At 44.2% G+C, this 17466-nt stretch carries 21 protein-coding genes; 4 read left to right on the forward strand and 17 right to left on the reverse strand.

Annotated elements, in window-relative coordinates; translation table 11 throughout:
• Nucleotide 1: 1 nt before the first annotated feature.
• From resA to AC0L13_RS10170, 5 genes are all read right to left on the reverse strand, one after another.
• On the reverse strand, nt 2-532 hold the full coding sequence (gene resA / locus AC0L13_RS10150; protein ID WP_440499380.1) for a thiol-disulfide oxidoreductase ResA: 531 nt from the start codon (nt 530-532) through the stop codon (nt 2-4).
• Nucleotides 533-751: 219 nt separating this feature from the next.
• The gene (locus AC0L13_RS10155) at nt 752-1483 is read right to left on the reverse strand and encodes a pseudouridine synthase (RefSeq protein WP_473646657.1); all 732 of its coding nucleotides are present in this window, start codon (nt 1481-1483) and stop codon (nt 752-754) included.
• A gap of 117 nt (nt 1484-1600) precedes the next feature.
• Complete coding sequence (locus AC0L13_RS10160) at nt 1601-2602, reverse strand: D-alanyl-D-alanine carboxypeptidase family protein (RefSeq protein WP_473646660.1); 1002 nt, start codon at nt 2600-2602, stop codon at nt 1601-1603.
• The gene (scpB, locus tag AC0L13_RS10165) at nt 2599-3213 is read right to left on the reverse strand and encodes an SMC-Scp complex subunit ScpB (protein WP_473646663.1); all 615 of its coding nucleotides are present in this window, start codon (nt 3211-3213) and stop codon (nt 2599-2601) included. Before scpB ends, AC0L13_RS10160 begins: the two co-directional genes overlap by 4 nt.
• 3 nt (nt 3214-3216) lie before the next feature.
• Nucleotides 3217-3960 (reverse strand): segregation/condensation protein A, encoded by a 744-nt coding sequence (locus AC0L13_RS10170; protein ID WP_473646665.1) that lies wholly within the window; start codon nt 3958-3960, stop codon nt 3217-3219.
• A gap of 19 nt (nt 3961-3979) precedes the next feature.
• Between AC0L13_RS10170 and AC0L13_RS10175 the strand changes: the two genes are divergently transcribed.
• Nucleotides 3980-4525 (forward strand): DUF309 domain-containing protein, encoded by a 546-nt coding sequence (locus AC0L13_RS10175; RefSeq protein WP_473646667.1) that lies wholly within the window; start codon nt 3980-3982, stop codon nt 4523-4525.
• A 393-nt stretch (nt 4526-4918) separates the two neighbouring features.
• Here AC0L13_RS10175 and AC0L13_RS10180 read toward each other — a convergent pair whose 3' ends face one another.
• The 6 genes from AC0L13_RS10180 to AC0L13_RS10205 form a co-directional block, all read right to left on the reverse strand.
• Entirely contained in the window at nt 4919-5290 is a 372-nt protein-coding gene (locus tag AC0L13_RS10180) for a GNAT family N-acetyltransferase (protein ID WP_473646669.1), read from the reverse strand.
• Between the two features lie 343 nt (nt 5291-5633).
• Nucleotides 5634-6962, reverse strand: coding sequence for a diaminopimelate decarboxylase (gene lysA, locus AC0L13_RS10185; protein WP_473646672.1), 1329 nt, complete (start codon nt 6960-6962; stop codon nt 5634-5636).
• 62 nt (nt 6963-7024) lie between these two features.
• Nucleotides 7025-8473 (reverse strand): spore germination protein, encoded by a 1449-nt coding sequence (locus AC0L13_RS10190; protein ID WP_473646674.1) that lies wholly within the window; start codon nt 8471-8473, stop codon nt 7025-7027.
• A 3-nt stretch (nt 8474-8476) separates the two neighbouring features.
• Complete coding sequence (locus AC0L13_RS10195) at nt 8477-9265, reverse strand: SigF/SigG family RNA polymerase sporulation sigma factor (RefSeq protein WP_473646677.1); 789 nt, start codon at nt 9263-9265, stop codon at nt 8477-8479.
• A 3-nt stretch (nt 9266-9268) separates the two neighbouring features.
• Entirely contained in the window at nt 9269-9715 is a 447-nt protein-coding gene (spoIIAB, locus tag AC0L13_RS10200) for an anti-sigma F factor (RefSeq protein WP_473646680.1), read from the reverse strand.
• The gene (locus AC0L13_RS10205) at nt 9705-10055 is read right to left on the reverse strand and encodes an anti-sigma factor antagonist (protein ID WP_473646684.1); all 351 of its coding nucleotides are present in this window, start codon (nt 10053-10055) and stop codon (nt 9705-9707) included. The genes spoIIAB and AC0L13_RS10205 overlap by 11 nt, the downstream gene beginning before the upstream one ends.
• Nucleotides 10056-10205: 150 nt before the next feature.
• Between AC0L13_RS10205 and AC0L13_RS10210 the strand changes: the two genes are divergently transcribed.
• A complete protein-coding gene (locus tag AC0L13_RS10210) occupies nt 10206-10532 on the forward strand; it encodes a hypothetical protein (RefSeq protein ID WP_473646687.1) in 327 nt (108 codons plus the stop codon).
• Between the two features lie 6 nt (nt 10533-10538).
• On the opposite strand, the gene AC0L13_RS10215 is transcribed toward AC0L13_RS10210, so the two are convergent.
• The 6 genes from AC0L13_RS10215 to AC0L13_RS10240 all read right to left on the reverse strand — a co-directional run bounded on the left by AC0L13_RS10215 (nt 10539) and on the right by AC0L13_RS10240 (nt 16069).
• Nucleotides 10539-11837, reverse strand: coding sequence for a pyrimidine-nucleoside phosphorylase (locus AC0L13_RS10215; protein WP_473646946.1), 1299 nt, complete (start codon nt 11835-11837; stop codon nt 10539-10541).
• 14 nt (nt 11838-11851) lie between these two features.
• On the reverse strand, nt 11852-13045 hold the full coding sequence (gene deoB / locus AC0L13_RS10220; protein ID WP_473646691.1) for a phosphopentomutase: 1194 nt from the start codon (nt 13043-13045) through the stop codon (nt 11852-11854).
• Between the two features lie 46 nt (nt 13046-13091).
• Nucleotides 13092-13991 (reverse strand): site-specific tyrosine recombinase XerD, encoded by a 900-nt coding sequence (xerD, locus tag AC0L13_RS10225; RefSeq protein ID WP_473646693.1) that lies wholly within the window; start codon nt 13989-13991, stop codon nt 13092-13094.
• Nucleotides 13992-14165: 174 nt separating this feature from the next.
• Nucleotides 14166-14624 carry a ferric iron uptake transcriptional regulator gene (gene fur, locus AC0L13_RS10230; protein WP_440499394.1) on the reverse strand — a complete coding sequence of 153 codons (459 nt, stop codon included), beginning with the start codon at nt 14622-14624 and terminating at the stop codon, nt 14166-14168.
• Nucleotides 14625-14710: 86 nt separating this feature from the next.
• The gene (locus AC0L13_RS10235) at nt 14711-15223 is read right to left on the reverse strand and encodes a hypothetical protein (RefSeq protein ID WP_473646697.1); all 513 of its coding nucleotides are present in this window, start codon (nt 15221-15223) and stop codon (nt 14711-14713) included.
• A 300-nt stretch (nt 15224-15523) separates the two neighbouring features.
• Complete coding sequence (locus AC0L13_RS10240) at nt 15524-16069, reverse strand: NUDIX hydrolase (protein ID WP_473646700.1); 546 nt, start codon at nt 16067-16069, stop codon at nt 15524-15526.
• A gap of 106 nt (nt 16070-16175) precedes the next feature.
• On the opposite strand from AC0L13_RS10240, the gene AC0L13_RS10245 reads away from it, so the two are divergent.
• Nucleotides 16176-17078, forward strand: a complete 903-nt coding sequence (locus tag AC0L13_RS10245; RefSeq protein WP_473646703.1) for an aldo/keto reductase — start codon at nt 16176-16178, stop codon at nt 17076-17078.
• 103 nt (nt 17079-17181) lie between these two features.
• The gene (locus tag AC0L13_RS10250) at nt 17182-17421 is read left to right on the forward strand and encodes a hypothetical protein (protein ID WP_473646706.1); all 240 of its coding nucleotides are present in this window, start codon (nt 17182-17184) and stop codon (nt 17419-17421) included.
• The last annotated feature ends 45 nt before the right edge of the window (nt 17422-17466 follow it).

Raw genomic sequence — 17466 nt, forward strand, 5'->3', positions numbered from 1 at the left:
ATCAAGGTTGAATGCTTTCCATGTACGAAATGATTTCATCCTCAGTCATTTCTGTCGTGATAACCTTCGTAATCCGCCCTTCTTTATCGATCAAAAATGTCGTCGGTAGAGGAACGATATTGTACAGTTCCTTTACATCTTTCTTTTTGTCGATAACGATCGGAAACGTAAGACCGTATTGATCACGGAATGTATCCACTTTCAAATCGGACTCGGCGATATTCACTGACAATACATGGACACCTTTTTCCTTGAAGGCATTGTATTGATCTTCAATGTAAGGCATTTCCCGTTTGCAAGGAGGGCACCACGTTCCCCAAAAGTTTAGAAAAACGCCTTCTCCTGCGTAATCGGATAACCGATGCTTGTTCCCTTCAAGATCGACGAGTTCAAAATCCGGGGCTTTGTCACCGACTGCCAGGACTTTGACTTTGTCTTTAGAGAAAATGGAAAATAGAATGGCTGATGCAAGCAAAAGTAAAACTACCCCTCTGAAAATGAGGCGCGATCGCTTTTTATTCGCCTTGGACAATTGATAGCCCCCTAACGTAATAAGATTCCGATATTAATTATAGCAAAACAAGTAGTGAAGAATTTGTGAAGTCGTGATAGGTTTGTGAACTTTTCAAAAGCGCAGGGTGGCGGTTAATTGCGACAGGCATAAGACGAAGATGCGGAGTGGCGCTTTTTGCCACAAAGCAGCTTTGGCTTATGACCCGAGCGATTGCCACCCGGAGTCTAGACGGGTTCGTTATCCAATCTTTCCTGTTTCAGCTAGAACTCGCAGCTGTTTCACTTCGTGGGTCGTCAATTCACGCGCTTCTCCTGCGTTCAATCCGTGGGTCGTCAACATTGCGAACGACTCCCGTCTCAGTTTTTGGACCGGGCAGCCAATGGCGTCGAACATTCTACGAACTTGACGATTGCGACCTTCATGAATTGTAATTTCAACAATTGCGGTGCCAGTTTTTTTATCAAACGACTGCATTTTAACTCGGGCAGGCGCTGTCATACCATCCTCAAGCTCTATGCCGCGTTCCAATTTTTTCAACGCGTCTCTACCAGGTATTCCTTTCACTTTCGCAACATACTTTTTCTGAATACCGAATTTCGGATGGGTCATGAGATATGAGAAATCTCCATCATTCGTCATGATGATGATTCCGGACGTGTCAAAATCGAGCCTGCCTACAGGAAAAATTCTTTCCTCTACCATTGGAAGAAGATCTAACACCGTCTTTCTGCCTTTTTCATCGCTGACAGTTGAAATATAACCTCTAGGTTTATATAGCAAATAATAAACGAATTGCTCTTTGACAAGCTCCACGCCTTCGACTTCCACTCGGTCTGCACGTGTCACCTTTGTCCCTAATTCTGTTACAACTTTTCCGTTTACTTTCACTTTCCCCTCGACGATCAGTGTTTCTGCTTTTCTACGCGACGCTACGCCCGCTTGTGCCAATACTTTTTGTAATCTTTCCAATTCGTCACCTTCCTTCTACCTCAAAAAATTATGTCATATTTCCTTGCAAATGAAAAGAAGACCGACCTATATTCAGTCAGTCTTCCCTAATTGTTTCATGTTCAGATCAAGGATAAGTTACTTATCAATATCAATTTCTGCTGTAATCAGCAATTCATTATCAAGCGATACCGTCCAAGTCCCCTTCACTTTTCGGTCATTCTTCCTCGGTATATAGACGACATGGGAGACCCTTTCCACTTCGTCTTCATTCAAAAGCAATACGATCGGCCTTTTTAATTCACCTTTGACCCCGGGAAGGATGCGGTATTTGCCTTTTTTCGCAACCGTAACATTCTCATACTTGCGGAACATCTCATTCGCCAACTGTTCATGCGTATTCCAGTCGTTCCCATTGTTCAACGTAACGATAATAAGTTTTTTATCGTCTTTTTCAAAATAGGTGGCAAGTGTCCTTCCTGCAGCTTTCGTAAAACCTGTTTTTCCGGCTTTGACATTGTCATTCGTATGGATTAAGCGATGTTTATTCCGCCAGCTTCTTACTTCATCCCCTTTACGATAGACGAAGTTTTCCGCAGAAGCGATTTTTTCGAATTTCTCATTTTTCATTGCGAAATAAAGCATTAATGCCGTCTCATAAGCCGTTGACAGATGCTCATCATTATGAAGCCCTGATGGGTTGGTAAAAGTTGTCCTCTCCAAGCCATGCAATTCGGCTTTCTTATTCATCAAGTCGACAAACCCTTCAACCGAACCTCCTGCATGTTCCGCGAGCGCATATGCAGCGTCATTTCCGGATCGCAGCATGAGGCCATACAACAATGCATCGGAATCCATTTTAGTACCTTGCTCTAAATATATGGAAGAGCCTTCAGCGGAAGCAGCTTCGGGAGAAATGACAATTTCACCACCCGCAGTCCCGCTTTCAATAAACGTCAATGCAGTCCAAATTTTTGTCAAGCTTGCAATCGGCAATTGGAGATTTTCATTGGACCCATCCAATAGTCGCCCTGTCTCCGCGTCTATGACCGCCCAGGCACTTCCGCCTACTGCTGCTTCTTTTGGAACTGCAGTCAATAATACCGATAGGAACAGAACAATGGCTATCGCCTGCCTCAATCATTGTTTCCTCCTTCTTCCGTCATTTCGAATGCTTCTTGGAATTTCGTCATGAATAGATCTGTATCCCCGAATGACTCTTCTTCATCGCCTTCAACCAATGGGGGAAGCATTTCAATTGATTCCAATCCGAATCTATCCAAAAACAAATCAGTCGTCCCGTAAAGTATCGGCCTGCCGCTTGCTTCCATACGTCCTTTTTCCATAATAAATCCTTTCGCAACGAGCGTCTGGATCGGACCATCGGACTTCACACCGCGCAAATCATCGATTTCGACCCGGGTAACGGGCTGCTTGTACGCGATAATTGCCAATACTTCCATGGAGGCTTGTGTAATTGAGTTGCGAGCCGGATTTTCCAGCATACGGAGAATGTCATCCGCGAACTCAGCTTTCGTCACAAGTCGGTAATGCCCACCGTACAGTCTCAAAGTGATACCTGAGTCAGGCCTGTCTTCATAATTTACACGTAGTCCTTCAGCGATCGCTGCTGCAGCATCCGTCTCAACTTGAAGCAATGTAGCGATTTGACTCAATGTCAAGCCGTCATCACCTGCGATGAATAAAAAGCTTTCCAACATTCCGGTAAGTCGTTCATTAATTGATTCCATAATTTACTCCCCTCCGACCATGACCATCATTTTACCGAAATTGCTTTCTTGTTTAACTATAATGTCAAGCCGTTTCATTAATTCCAACAATGACAGAAATGTCACAACTAAATCTTCAATATCCTCTTTTTCGAATAAGCTTTCGAAATCACAACTGCCGCCCCTTCTTTCAAGAGATGTCATGATTTTATCCATTTTTTCACTTACCGAAAGCTCAGACTTTGCAATATTGGCGGTTAACGGAGCACGTAATTTCTTTCGTTCAAGCATTTTTTGGAAGGCGCCGATCAAGTCGAAGACGTTCATCTTTTCTTCAGTCATTGATACGGCTACTTCACCATATTCCGATAGGTCTGCTGGCAGTTTTGTAAAATGTTCTGCACGGTCATCTGCTGATTCTTTTAATGAATGTGCAGCTTCTTTGTATTTCTTATATTCGATCAATCGGGCAACCAATTCATCCCGCGGGTCTTCTTCTAGATGATATTCGTTGTCCTCATCCAATACTTCGCCTTCATGGACAGGCAGTAGCATTTTACTTTTTATTTCTATTAAGGTGGCTGCCAATACTAAGTATTCACTAAGTTCGTCCAATTCTAAAACACGCATCGTGTGTAGATGCTCTATGTACTGATGTGTCAGTTCCGCCATCGGAATATCATAGATATCGATTTCAAGTCGGTTGATTAAATGTAATAATAGATCAAGAGGCCCTTCAAACGCCTCTAATTTAACTTTGTAAGTCAATAGGACTCCTCCATTACGTATGTTTGCATCTTATACAGAAAGGAATGATTTCATGCATCCGTATCATCATCCGTTATTCTTAAATTTTATTGTTTATTTCAATAGGAATCAAGACTACTTCGAGTGTCATGAAGTGCTTGAAGAGTATTGGAAATCTATACCGGGATATTCGAAAGGTCATCCGCTTACTGCATTTATCCTTTTATCAACCGGTCTTTATCATTGGAGAAGAGGCAATGTGGAAGGAGCGTACCGTACGCTCGTAAAAGCGAAAAACAGAATGCTCGACTTTCGTAAGATTGACTCGCGTTATACGGAAGATATCGATTATCGACAGCTTGTACAGGATATAGAAAGATGCATCGGCGAATTACAAAACGGTGAATCATTCTCTCCGTTCCTTATCCTTCTCACATCAGAAGTCCTTCAACACTCTGTCAATGAGACGGCCGCCACAATGGAACTTCTCCCAGCGGGCAGTGATGCTGTCATTCATAAACATATGCTGCGGGATCGTTCCGATATTCTTGCAGAACGCGAAAAGAAAAGGCGCAGACCACAATGATCTGCGCCCAGCCTGTTGACAAACGCTCGCATCAGTTGTTGAGGCCTACAGGAAGTAGGTCATGCATCCGTTGCCGCAAGACGCGGCGCCTTTAGGATGCCTTCTATATCCGCTCGTCCGCTCATGAACTTTAGTTCTATTCGCGTCTTCGCTCGACTTCGCGCGGGCTCGCAGGAAGCGAGTCATGCAACCGTTGCCAATCGAACGGCGAAGGGTTCGATTTGCCGTATTTCTGCGCTCTTAGCAGAAATTAAGGCACCTTCAGGACGTGGCGATCTCAGGTTGCCTCCCTTGGCAAGCGTTTTCAATCAGGCTGAGGAAATCCCTATTCATCATAGCTTCCTCAAAAAGAGTGTAGACAAAGTCGAAAATTAACTTTGTCTACACTCTTTTCTATTCAGATTCTTGTTGCTCTTCCTTTTGACGGCATTTCTTCATGAACGATTCCGTATACTCATTACTCTTACATTCCAAGTCGGGAAATAGATCACCGAGTTTTTCGATTATCTTGCTACCGATTCCTTCTCCACGAAACGATGGATTCACAGAAAGGTGCATAACCGTGTATGAATCTTCGTCCAACATGATGCCGGCGAGGCCGATAAAATCTTCGTCTTTTTTCAAAAGAAATAACTGCCAGTCTTCATCATTTTCGTACTGTTGAATCGTTTCCTGCAATTTTTTAACAGACTTTTCTCCGGGCATATAAGAAAGCAAGCCCATTGCGATTTTCTCATACGCCTTCTTATATCGTAAAAGCATCATTGAAATCCCTTCTTTTCAAAAAATCCTTAGCTGTCATCCCGATAAAAAAGGATTGCCACCGAATTACAATTATCTTGCATTCATGAGCAGTACGACTCCCACTAGGTCTGAAAGATCAACTGCCTGTAAATGCCCGATTTGATTCAACTAATACTCTGCGGAGGGTGATAGAATCCCAGTGAGTGAAGTTTCTCATTATGGTACATGATAGCCAAGGCTTTTTCAATGATAGAGAAAGTTCATTTATTCGGGCCGGCAAAAGGGGCAATAAAGTACCAGTAGACTCCTCCCCAAATGATTGCAGCTAGAAGTATGAACAGGAAAAGAATTATATTCCGTTTTTTCATGATGAAACTTCCTGTTCAGTCCTCTGCAAAGGGATGTCTAGCCTAATGACGTCTTCATATGTTTCCCTGCGAACAACTAATTGGTGGTGACCGTTTTCACAAAATACGATTGCTGGTTTAGGGAGGCGATTATAATTGCTAGCCATTGAGTATGTGTATGCGCCTGTACAGAAAACTGCAATGATATCTCCATCAACAGGTTCTGCAATATACGCATCTTCGATCAATTTATCTCCAGATTCACAACATTTACCCGCTATTGTCACTTTATCCGCGTGAGGATCCAACATTCTGTTTGCCGTCGCCGCTGTATATTTCGCCTCATACAAGGCTGGACGGATATTGTCAGACATCCCGCCATCGACAGCTATATAAGTCCTTACACCCGGAACTTCCTTACTGCTTCCCACAGTGTATAATGTTGTACCGGCGTCCCCGACTAATGATCTGCCCGGTTCAATCCAAATCTCCGGCAATGGGTAATTATGCTTACGCGTCATCGAAAGCACGACGTCTTCCATTTCCTCAACGTAAGCGGAAGGATGTAGCGGAGTATCCTCTTCTGTATAACGGATGCCAAACCCGCCACCTAAGTTGAGTACCGTACAAACAAATTTGAATTTCTCACGCCATTCGATCATTTTTTCCATGAGTGCTTCCGCAGCGAATCGGAATGCGTCCGTTTCAAAAATCTGGGAGCCGATATGACAGTGCATGCCGAGCATATTAATGTAAGGATGGTTATAAAGCTTCAAAAACGCATCGTCCGTCTGACCATTCTTCAAATCGAAACCGAATTTCGAATCCTCTTGCCCCGTTGTAATATAGTCATGGGTTGACGCATGAACACCCGGAGTGACACGCAATAGTACGTTCATCTTCTCCTTGCGTGATTCGGAAATTTCTTTTAGCATTTCTATTTCCAAAAAATTATCTACTACGATGCAACCGATTTTTTCATCGAATGCAAATTGCAATTCAGTATAACTTTTGTTATTCCCGTGAAAATGAATCTTTTCTCGAGGGAAGTCAGCAGCTGCCGCCGTATATAGTTCCCCGCCGGATACAACATCCAATGAGAGATCCATATGTTTTGCAATTTCATAAATGGCTATGGAAGAAAAAGCTTTGCTTGCATATGCTACTTGTGCTTTTATCCCCGCCTTTGCAAATGTTTCCTTGAAGGCAGTAGCACGTTCTTTGAAAAGAGCAATATCATAAACAAGCAAAGGCGTTCCATACATATGAGCCAAATCTACAGTATCTACTCCGCCTATCGTCAAGTGGCCTAAATTATTCACCGATTGAGTTCCATATAGATGCATATTCATTCCTCCAAGTCATGTTGTTAAAACTTTATCATAACTGGAAGCATGTAATCAATCCTCTACGAAAGCCTATTCCGCTCTGGCGCTTTCGTTATGAAGGGTCTCGGTGCATCAATCGTCATTGGATAGCGGATCAATACACGCTTCATGGCATCCGGGAAGAAGGGTACAGCCGGCCATAAATAAGGAATGCCCATCGGTTTGAGGGATGCCAAATAATAAAAGAGGAAAGCGATCCCTAAGAAGAAACCAGGTGCCCCGAGGAGTCCCGTCAATATCAGAATAAAAATCCTGAACACTTTCGTTGTAATGCTCAACTCAAACGATGGTATGGCAAAAGTGAAAATGGCGCTTACCGCGACGTATAATATGACTTCTCCTGTGAAAAGACCTACATCAATCGCCACTTGGCCGATTACAATTGCAGCAACAAGTCCCATTGCCGTCGTCATCGGAGAAGGTGTATGAATGGCGGCCATCCGTAGAACTTCTATCCCGAGATCAGCTATTAATAACTGGACGAGAAGAGGAACTGATCCCGGATCATTCGGACCTATATAACTTAGTGAAATTGGCAAGTATTGCTGATAAGTCGAAAGCAAATACCAAAATGGAAGCAATAACAGACTGAGCGACGCTCCCAAAAGACGAATCCAACGGACAAAAGTCCCGATGAATGGCGCTTGGCGATATTCCTCTGCGTGTTGCAAATGGTGGAATATCGTTGCTGGAACTAAAATTACAGACGGAGACGTATCGACAATGATTGCAATATGACCTTCCAAGAGATGGGCGGCACAAATATCGGGACGTTCTGTGAAACGGACGAAAGGCATCGGATGAAAACGTTGCTTGAAAAGGAATTCCTCTAATGATTTGTCCGTCATTGTAAGGCCATCATGCTTGATATCATCAAGCCTTTCACGGATATAGGAAAGATGTTCCTCGCTAGCCGCTCCTTTCATAAACGTTATAGCGACATCTGTCTTGCCGTTTACAGTTGTCTGATGCATTTCAAAACGAAGATCCTCTGTCTTCAGTCGCCTTCTAACAAGAGCTGTATTCGTAATGATATTTTCGGTAAAGCCATCCCTTGAACCTCGAATGACTTTTTCGGTGTCTGGCTCCTCAGGGGACCTCCCTGGATAGCTTCGAATATCCCCGATGAATGAATAACCATCGGGGAGTATGAAGCCTACCTGACCGCTTAATATGTTATTAAGCAACTTCTCCTTCTCATCGACATCCGACAAAGCATAATAAGGAAAATACGTAAGGAACCATTCGGGATCATCTCTGTTCTCGTCTTCAGGTTGTACCCCTTCTTGCATTTCCGTTAACAGTGTCGTCAAAATTCCTCCATCAACGAGTCCGTTAATGTAAAGCAATAATGCAGGCATTCCCCATAAATGCACAGTTTTCACCGTGGCATCGAACGTTTCATTCACCCCGAATTTACTATGGAACCATTCTTCTCCGTCTTTCAAAGATGTGAATAAATTAGCCATGTATTATTCCGTCCTCACTTTACTGTCACTTTCCTCTGGTTGTGCGCTCATCCAATTTTTCAACTGGGCCAATATCTTCTTTTCCAAACGGGATACTTGCACTTGCGAAATGCCAATACGTTCAGCAATGTCACTCTGTGTGTAGTCCAAATAATACCGCATATAAATGATCGTCTGATCTCGTTTATTCAGCTTGGATACAACATCCCGCAGCGGTATGTGATCGAAGAACCTTTCTGAACGGTCATCTCTCAACTGATCCATCAGCGTCAAACTATCCCCTTCGTTTTCGTACAGTTGTTCATGCAGGGATGCTGGATCACGTAATGCATCTGATGCAAGAATGACTTCATCGATCGAGACATCTAACACTTCGGCGATTTCAGATACGGACGGCGATCTTCCGTGGTTTTTAATATAGTCATCCGTCGCGTGCCGGATTTTGAAACTCAATTCACGAATCGATCTGCTCACTTTAACCATGCCGTCATCTCGCAGGAAGCGTTGAATTTCCCCTACTATCATTGGTACGGCGTAGGTTGAGAACTTCACATCATATGACAAATCGAATTTATCAATCGATTTCATGAGGCCGATGCAGCCGATCTGAAACAGATCCTCCAAGTCGGCTCCTCTCGACGCAAACCGTTGAACAATGGACCAGACGAGCCTTGTATTCCCTTCGACCATCATTCTTCTTGCATCTTTGTCTCCTTCCTGGGATTGCTGAATGAGCAGTCTCATTTTTTCCTGTGACAATAGGGCATCTTGCCGTTCAACTGATGTATCCATCGGTCACCTCATTCTGCTTGCTTCCGTGACCGGAGAAAACGTTTTCTCGAACCTTACTATTGTTCCATTTCCAATGGATGATTCCACTGAGAGATTGTCCGAAAAGCTTTCCATAATCGTAAATCCCATACCTGATCGCTCCATGAGCGGTTTTGTCGTGAACATCGGCTCCATCGCCTGCTGCACGTCAAAGATTCCGCCGCCCTTGTCTTCAACTGTCATCGTCACTTTGTTTTCATCCATTACGGCATGGATAGTCACCATGCTTGTCCCATCGCTTTCATAGCCGTGGATAATGGCGTTTGTGACTGCTTCAGATACGATCGTCTTGAATTCCGAGATTTCTTCAAGGGTAGGATCCAACGGTGTTATAAAACACGTCATCGCCATCCTCGCTAGCGCTTCATTTTCTTCAATTGCAACGAATGATAATGTCATTTCATTTCTCATGTAAGACCCCTCCGATTTCGCCAAGTACACTGTCGACCGAGCCGTGTCTGATGTTGGAACCTAAGCCGGAAAAATTGAAGATTTTCTCCATTGTTGGGGATGGATTCAAGATGAGTGTTTCGCCGTTGAATGGTGCCAAGTCTCTCATCCTGCCAAGTATGAGCCCGATGCCTGCGCTATCCATGAATCCGAGGCGGCTCAAATCCCAGACGATCCCTTTCACTTTTCCTGTGAAGATGGAAGAAGAGATCGTGGAACGGATCCTGTTTGCTTCAAGATTGTCCAACTCCCCTGCCAATGTTACGACCACAATGCCATCAATTTGATTAATTTCAGCCATGCTGAATCCCTCCTTCTTGCGGAACCATTCAACATCGGGCAGGGAAAACCCTTTCACCTGACATAACTAGTCATTAACTTTGTATTTTTCCTATGTTTCGACAAAGCATTCTACCTGAAAAAGTCTATCCATTTTTAGGACGGTTTACACATGTTAGGAATAAATAGATACCAATACGGAGATCTCTTTGGGAGCGGGAAGGCTTACTTTGGACGTGCGAAGGCTCGCTTTGGACGCGCGAAGGCTTGCTTTGGACGTGGGAAGGCCCGCTTTGGACGTGCGGAGGCTTGCTTTGGACGCGCAGAGGCTTGCTTTGGACGCGCAGAGGCTTGCTTTGGACGCGCAGAGGCTTGCTTTGGACGCAGGAGGGCTGCTTTGGACGTGCGAAGGCTTGCTTTGGACGCGGGCCAATCCTACATAGAAAAAGACTGCCATAGAAAGTCGATTTTTCGACTTTCTATGGCAGTCACATGTTAATTGATATCAACCTGTAATCATTTCATGGATCAAGGCTGGTTTTTGTTGTTCTTGGTCTGAAATGTGGATGTGTTTTTGGATTAAGTCGATTGATTTTGCGACGTCTTCACGGTTGGAATGGATGATTGCAACTGGTTCGCCGGCAGTTACTTTATCGCCGATTTTTTTCTTTAGGACGATGCCGACCGCTAAGTCGATTTCGTCTTCTTTTGTTGCTCTTCCAGCTCCTAGAAGCATTGCTGCCACTCCAATTTCATCTGCTTCCATTTTGGAGATCGTTCCTGAAGTTAAAGCAGGGACTTCGATTTGGAATTTCGCTGTTGGAAGCAGTGATGGATCGTTTACAATTTTAGCGTCTCCACCTTGTGCTTCGATCAATTGCGCGAACAGTTTCAATGCTGAACCGTCTTTGATGACTGCTTCTAGCATAGCGCGTGCTTCTTCAACCGTTTCCGCTTTTTCTCCAGCTACAATCATTTTGCTACCTAGAACGAGGCAAAGCTCCGTTAAGTCTTCAGGGCCTTGGCCTTGTAGCGTCTCAATTGCCTCTTTTACTTCGAGCGCGTTTCCGATTGCATAGCCAAGCGGTTGGCTCATGTCTGAGATGACTGCCATGGTGTTTCTACCGACTTGGCGCCCGATTGCAACCATGGAATGTGCTAACGCTTCAGCATCTTCCAACGTTTTCATAAATGCGCCGTCGCCTGTTTTCACGTCCAAGACGATTGCATCTGCACCTGCTGCAATTTTCTTGCTCATGATGGAGCTTGCAATGAGCGGGATGCTGCTGACAGTTGCCGTTACGTCCCGTAAGGAATATAGGTTTTTATCAGCAGGAGTCAAATTGCCGCTTTGGCCGATGACCGCAACTTTCAAATCGTTTACTTGGTTGACGAATTGCTCTTCTGTAAGCTCGATATGGAAGCCTTCAATCGCTTCCAGCTTATCAAGAGTACCGCCAGTATGACCAAGTCCGCGGCCGCTCATTTTGGCGACTGGAACGCCACACGCTGCAACGAGAGGAGCCAGTATTAACGTTGTCGTATCACCAACGCCTCCAGTCGAATGCTTATCGACTTTAAGCCCTTCAATAGCCGACAGATCGATCTGATCGCCAGATTCCACCATCGCCATCGTCAAATGACCTTGCTCCTCAGCTGTCATACCTTTAAAGTAAATTGCCATCAATAGGGCGCTCGCCTGATAGTCAGGAATAGAGCCGTCCGTATATCCATTGATGAAAAACGTTATTTCTTCCTTGGAAAGCACTTCCCCGTCTCTTTTTCTCTCTATAATATCAACCATCCTGAACACAATCATCACACCTTTTCAATTAATGAACTTAAAAAGCTTTCCCCGAACTCTGGTGACTTCACATTGAAGTTATCCGCAATCGTCGCTCCAACATCTGAAAATGTTTTCCGCAACGGCAATTCCCCTCCAGCTCTGAATAACGGTGAGTAAATAAGTAGAGGGACATATTCTCTCGTATGGTCAGTACCGCTATGCACAGGGTCGTTTCCATGATCCGCTGTAATAATAAGCAAATCATCTTGTTTCAATGAATTAAGGATTTCCGGTATGCGAGCATCAAAATCTTGCAATGCATTTCCGTAGCCGATTGGATCTCTTCGGTGTCCGTATAGCGCATCAAAATCAACTAGGTTTGTGAAGCTCATACCAGTGAAATCGTTATTCATGACCTCGATCAATTTGTCAACGCCATCCATATTGCTAACCGTCCGTACAGCTTCCGTCACACCTTCTCCATTGAAAATGTCGGAAATTTTACCGACCGCAACAACCGATTTTCCAGCGTCCTTCAGTTCATTCATGACTGTTCTGCCAAAAGGCTTCAATGCATAGTCGTGTCGGTTAGTCGTACGGGTAAAGTTGCCAGGCTCTCCGACAAACGGTCTAGCGATGACACGGCCAACAAGGAATTCAGGCTTCAACGTTAGTTCGCGAGCGATTTCACAAATACGATATTGCTCTTCAATCGGAATAATTCCTTCATGCGCCGCAATTTGCAAGACAGGATCCGCGGACGTATAGACGATGATGGCACCTGTTTCCATATGCTCCTCGCCTAGCTCATCAATGATGCCAGTTCCGCTCGCCGGTTTATTGCCGATCACTTTTCTTCCCGTCCGTTTTTCCAGCTCATCGATAAGTTCTTTAGGGAATCCATCAGGGTAGACTTTGAATGGTTTATCAATATTTAAGCCCATTAATTCCCAATGACCTGTCATCGTATCTTTACCGACGGAAGCTTCTTGCATCATTCCATACAAGCCTTGAGGAGTTGTTTCTACTTCGATACCTTTGATTTCCTTAATATTCGACAAGCCAAGTCGTCCCATATTCGGCATCTTTAAGCCGCCCATCTGTTCACCGATGTGGCCGAGCGTATCCGCTCCTTGGTCACCAAATAAATGGGCGTCAGGTGATTCGCCGATTCCGACAGAGTCAAGAACGATCAAATGTACGCGCTTAAATTTCGTTTCTTCCATAACCATACCTCCAAAATTCATACTTTCCAAAATGTCCTCCATGTTTTCAAGCACGAGGGTGGAATTTCACATAAACATCTTTCAACCTTGATTTGCTCACATGCGTGTAGATTTGCGTAGTTGAAATATCAGCATGGCCGAGCATTTCTTGGACTGCACGAATATCCGCCCCATTTTCGATGAGGTGGGTCGCAAAAGAATGGCGCAAAATATGAGGGGTCAGCACTTTTTGTATACCCGCTTCCAAAGCATATCCTTTAATTATTTTCCAACAGCCTTGCCGAGTCAAGCGAGTCCCTCTCATATTGACGAAAAGCGCGTCAGTCCCTGGCTTTTTTGCAATGAAGGTCGGGCGAGCATCCCGTATGTATATTGAGCACGCTTTCATTGCACCTCCGCCAAGCGGGACAATCCTTTCTTTGCCGCCTTTACCGAACACACGAACAAACCCCATCGAAATATGGATATCGTCTACATTTAGTCCGATGAGCTCACTGACACGCATTCCGGTCCCATATAGCAGTTCAAGCAATGCTATATCCCTTTTCCCTTGCGGCTTGCTGCTTTGGGGCATGGATATCAATTTGTCCACTTCGTTTACGGAAAGGACAGATGGCAGCTTTTGTTCAAGCTTCGGCATTTCCAAATGAACGGTCGGATCTTGAGTCGTCACTTTCTCCCGTAAAAGGAACTGGTGGAATGAACGTATTGAGGAGATATGCCTTGCGACCGTCCTTGACGACTTCCCTTGCTCTTTTAATCGATGTAAATATTGTAGAATTGCGGAACGATCGATATCATCTATGGATTCAACCCCCGTCTTCTCGAGCTGTTGAATATAATCGGAAAGGTCTCTCTTATAAGAAGCAACCGTGTTTTGCGACAGCTGCCGTTCCACTTTCAGAAAGTGGATATAATCTTCCAATGCAAATTTACTATCTTTCATGAGCTAGCCCCCAATAACAAAAGCGTATGGCGCCTGCCTAGAGGCGACAGGCATAAGACGAAGATGCGGCGTGGCGATTTTTGCCACATAGCAACTTTGACTTATGACCCGAGCCTTTGGCGCCCGAAGTCTAGATGAGAAAACAAAAAGGGACAGCATCGCGCCATCCCCATTTCACTTTTTACTATCATTACCCGCGGATTTGCAGCTCTCGCAAATTCCATGGAAGGTCAACCAATGATCCTTCACACTGAATCCATATCGGCTTTCGACAATTTTCTCGACGTCGCCCAAAAGGTCCTCCTGTATTTCAGCAACTTTTCCGCATTCAATACAAATGAGATGATGGTGAAAACGTGATGCTCCTTCTTGACGTAAATCATATCGGGAGACTCCGTCACCAAAGTTGATCTTATCGACAATTTTCAGCTCCGTCAGCAATTCCAATGTCCGATAGACAGTGGCAAGGCCGATTTCTGGAGCTTTCTCTTTAACAAGTAAAAAAACGTCTTCAGCACTTAAATGATCTTCTTCATTCTCAAGAAGGACCAAGACCGTAGCTTCCCGCTGAGGCGTCAACTTATAGCTGGCCCCGTGCAATTGCTTTTTAATCCGTTCAATCCGGCTCTCCATATGACGCCCCCCTCAACACTGAAACCATTATACCAAAGAGGCGTTCTATGTGACAACAGAAAGGAAATAGTAGACTTCCAATCCGGTCAGCGAATGAGAAAATGGAATATCGTAATCTCCAATAAAAAAATGAATAGAGACAATCCAGCTAATACGGGTATGGCTTGCAGATTCCTAGCTTTCCTCGATACTCTATTGAAATAAGGCGGACTTAATACGACACAATAGATGAGAAATAGTAAGCAGGAAATGAACTGGAACGGGAACCACCAAATTGCATATTGCCAAATTTTCATTCCCGAATAAAGGAGAAAGGACGATGACAATCCGAACAAAACACATTTGACTGCGCCGAAAAACAATATCGCGTGTCTTGTTTTGCTATTAATAGATAGAAGGAATGTCACGACAAAAAATAACAGCAATGTTAGAAAGGTTCTCCATATAGACCCATCGGCAGTTGAAATGACTCTCGAATCGAAAAAGCCGATCCATTTTTCGGATGCAGCTATCGGAATTTCCCTGAACAACAATGCCCCGCCGATATATCCGACGGCTAGTACGATAAATAGATGGATAAAAGTTAAGGAACGGACCATAGGCTTCACCTCCGCATCGTTACTATAACGTATGCTTGTCCGTTCCTATATATGATGAATTAAATGTGTACAAACAGTTGCTTTGCGTTTCAGGCGGACGCTTTCCAATCGAACAACAAAGGGTTCGATTCACCGTATTTCTGCGTCCTTTGCAGAAATTAAGGCAGCCTCAATCTGATCGCAGCGTTTCACTGATGCTAGCAAACGCCGTTTTTTTTATCGGCGTTCGCCGGAGTCGCCGCCTTCCACTCCATCAACTGGAGCTACTTGATATAAATTATTTGTTATCTTTATAATCGCTCATTTATTTAATAGTTTTTTCGCATAGAGGATGGCAAAAGCTGTTTTCGCGTCATAAATCCGTTGATCCAACACCATCTCTTCTGCTTCTTCGATTGTACATTCGAACAGCTCGATGAATTCGTCTTCATCCCCAACTGCAGGCTTGTCTATTTTATATAGTCCTTGCGCTACAAATATATGAATGATTTCATTTGCAAATCCTGGTGACGTTGCGAATGATTGTAGATATTCAAATTGATTTGCTCCGTAGCCCGTCTCCTCTTCCAATTCACGGAGAGCAGTGACCTCAATATCCTCACCAGGTTCAATCTTGCCGGCAGGAATTTCAATGATGGATCGGTTCAATGCCTTTCGATATTGCTCAACAAGAATTATCTTTCCATCATCTGTAATTGGGATAATAGCGACAGCACCGGGATGATCGATAAGTTCCCTCTTCGCTCTATTCCCATCTGGCAATTCGACTTCGTCGACACGAAGGGAAATAATTTTCCCTTCAAACAATAAATCAGATGAAACTGTTTTTTCCTCAAAACGATTCATTTCGACAACACTCCTTATCATTCACTCAAGCATCAAACTTTCCCTATCAACTTCTACATTGTACAGTTTATTTAAAGTAGATGAAAACAATTGCGGAGGTGCGCCATTGAAAAAGAGAGAGCTTGGTAATAGCGGCATATATGTATCCGAACTAGGACTCGGGTGCATGTCATTCCCCGATGACTTGGAAGAAGTGAAAAATATTGTCGACGCAGCATTAGAAGCAGGCATCAATTTCTTTGATACAGCAGATTTATATGCTGGCGGTAAAAATGAATCTTTGGTCGGCGATGTAATGAAAAGCCGACGGGATAAAATCATTCTTGCGACGAAGGTCGGTAACCGACGATCACCTGGCGAAGACGGTTGGCATTGGGATGCTTCGAAAGCTTATATAATGGAAGCTGTTAAGGACAGTCTGAGACGTCTCGGCACTGACTACATCGACCTTTATCAATTGCATGGCGGGACGATGGAAGATGATGCGTCCGAAACGATCGAGGCGTTTGAAGCGTTGAAAAAGGAAGGAGTCATCCGGCAGTACGGTATTTCGTCGATACGACCGAATGTCATCAAACGATTTTTAACGAATAGCTCTGCCATTTCCGTCATGATGCAATATAGCCTTTTAGATCGACGGCCAGAAGAATGGTTCCCGATGATCCGTGAAGCGGGAGCATCCGTCATCACGCGCGGGACATTAGCAAAAGGATTATTGACGGATGAAGGCCTCACCCGGGTCAGGAAGATGGACGGCTTCGTCGCCTATGATTCTGAAGTGCTGAAAAGTACAGTCGACAAGTTGCATGAATCTGCCAAAGATGTGCATGCACTCGCACTAGCATTCAACTTGAAGGAAGATGCGATCGCTTCGGCATTGATCGGCGCTAGCTCAAAGGATCAGCTTCTTGATTCGATTGTTGCGTACGAAAAGGAAGTGGACCAATCCGAACTATCCTCCGTTACACAATTGACAAAAGCACATCAGTACGAACAACATCGATCGTAAGTCTGTAATGTTTTTGCAATAAATCTGTAATGATTAGGAAACTCTTTCAAGGGTATCTAACAAATAGGCAACAATTAAAGATTACACCTTGGAGGAGATTTCAATGAAACTACTCACAGAAGACAAGAAATGGTTAAAGCTTGGAGCAGCGACGTTCCTATCGGTAGGACTGCTCGCAGCATGTGCAGACGGCGAAGATGATACGGACGTAGATGTCAATAATCCACCTGCCGATGTAGATGACGGCACAGATAATGATGTGGATCTTGATGTAGATGATGGTACCGATGCTGATATGGACACGGATACCGGTACTGACACGGATACTGACGATAGCCAATAAACGAAAGAAAACGAGACTCTCATTTAAACAAGAGTCTCGTTTTTC

It is taken from the genome of Sporosarcina sp. QA0331, from assembly GCF_055808055.1.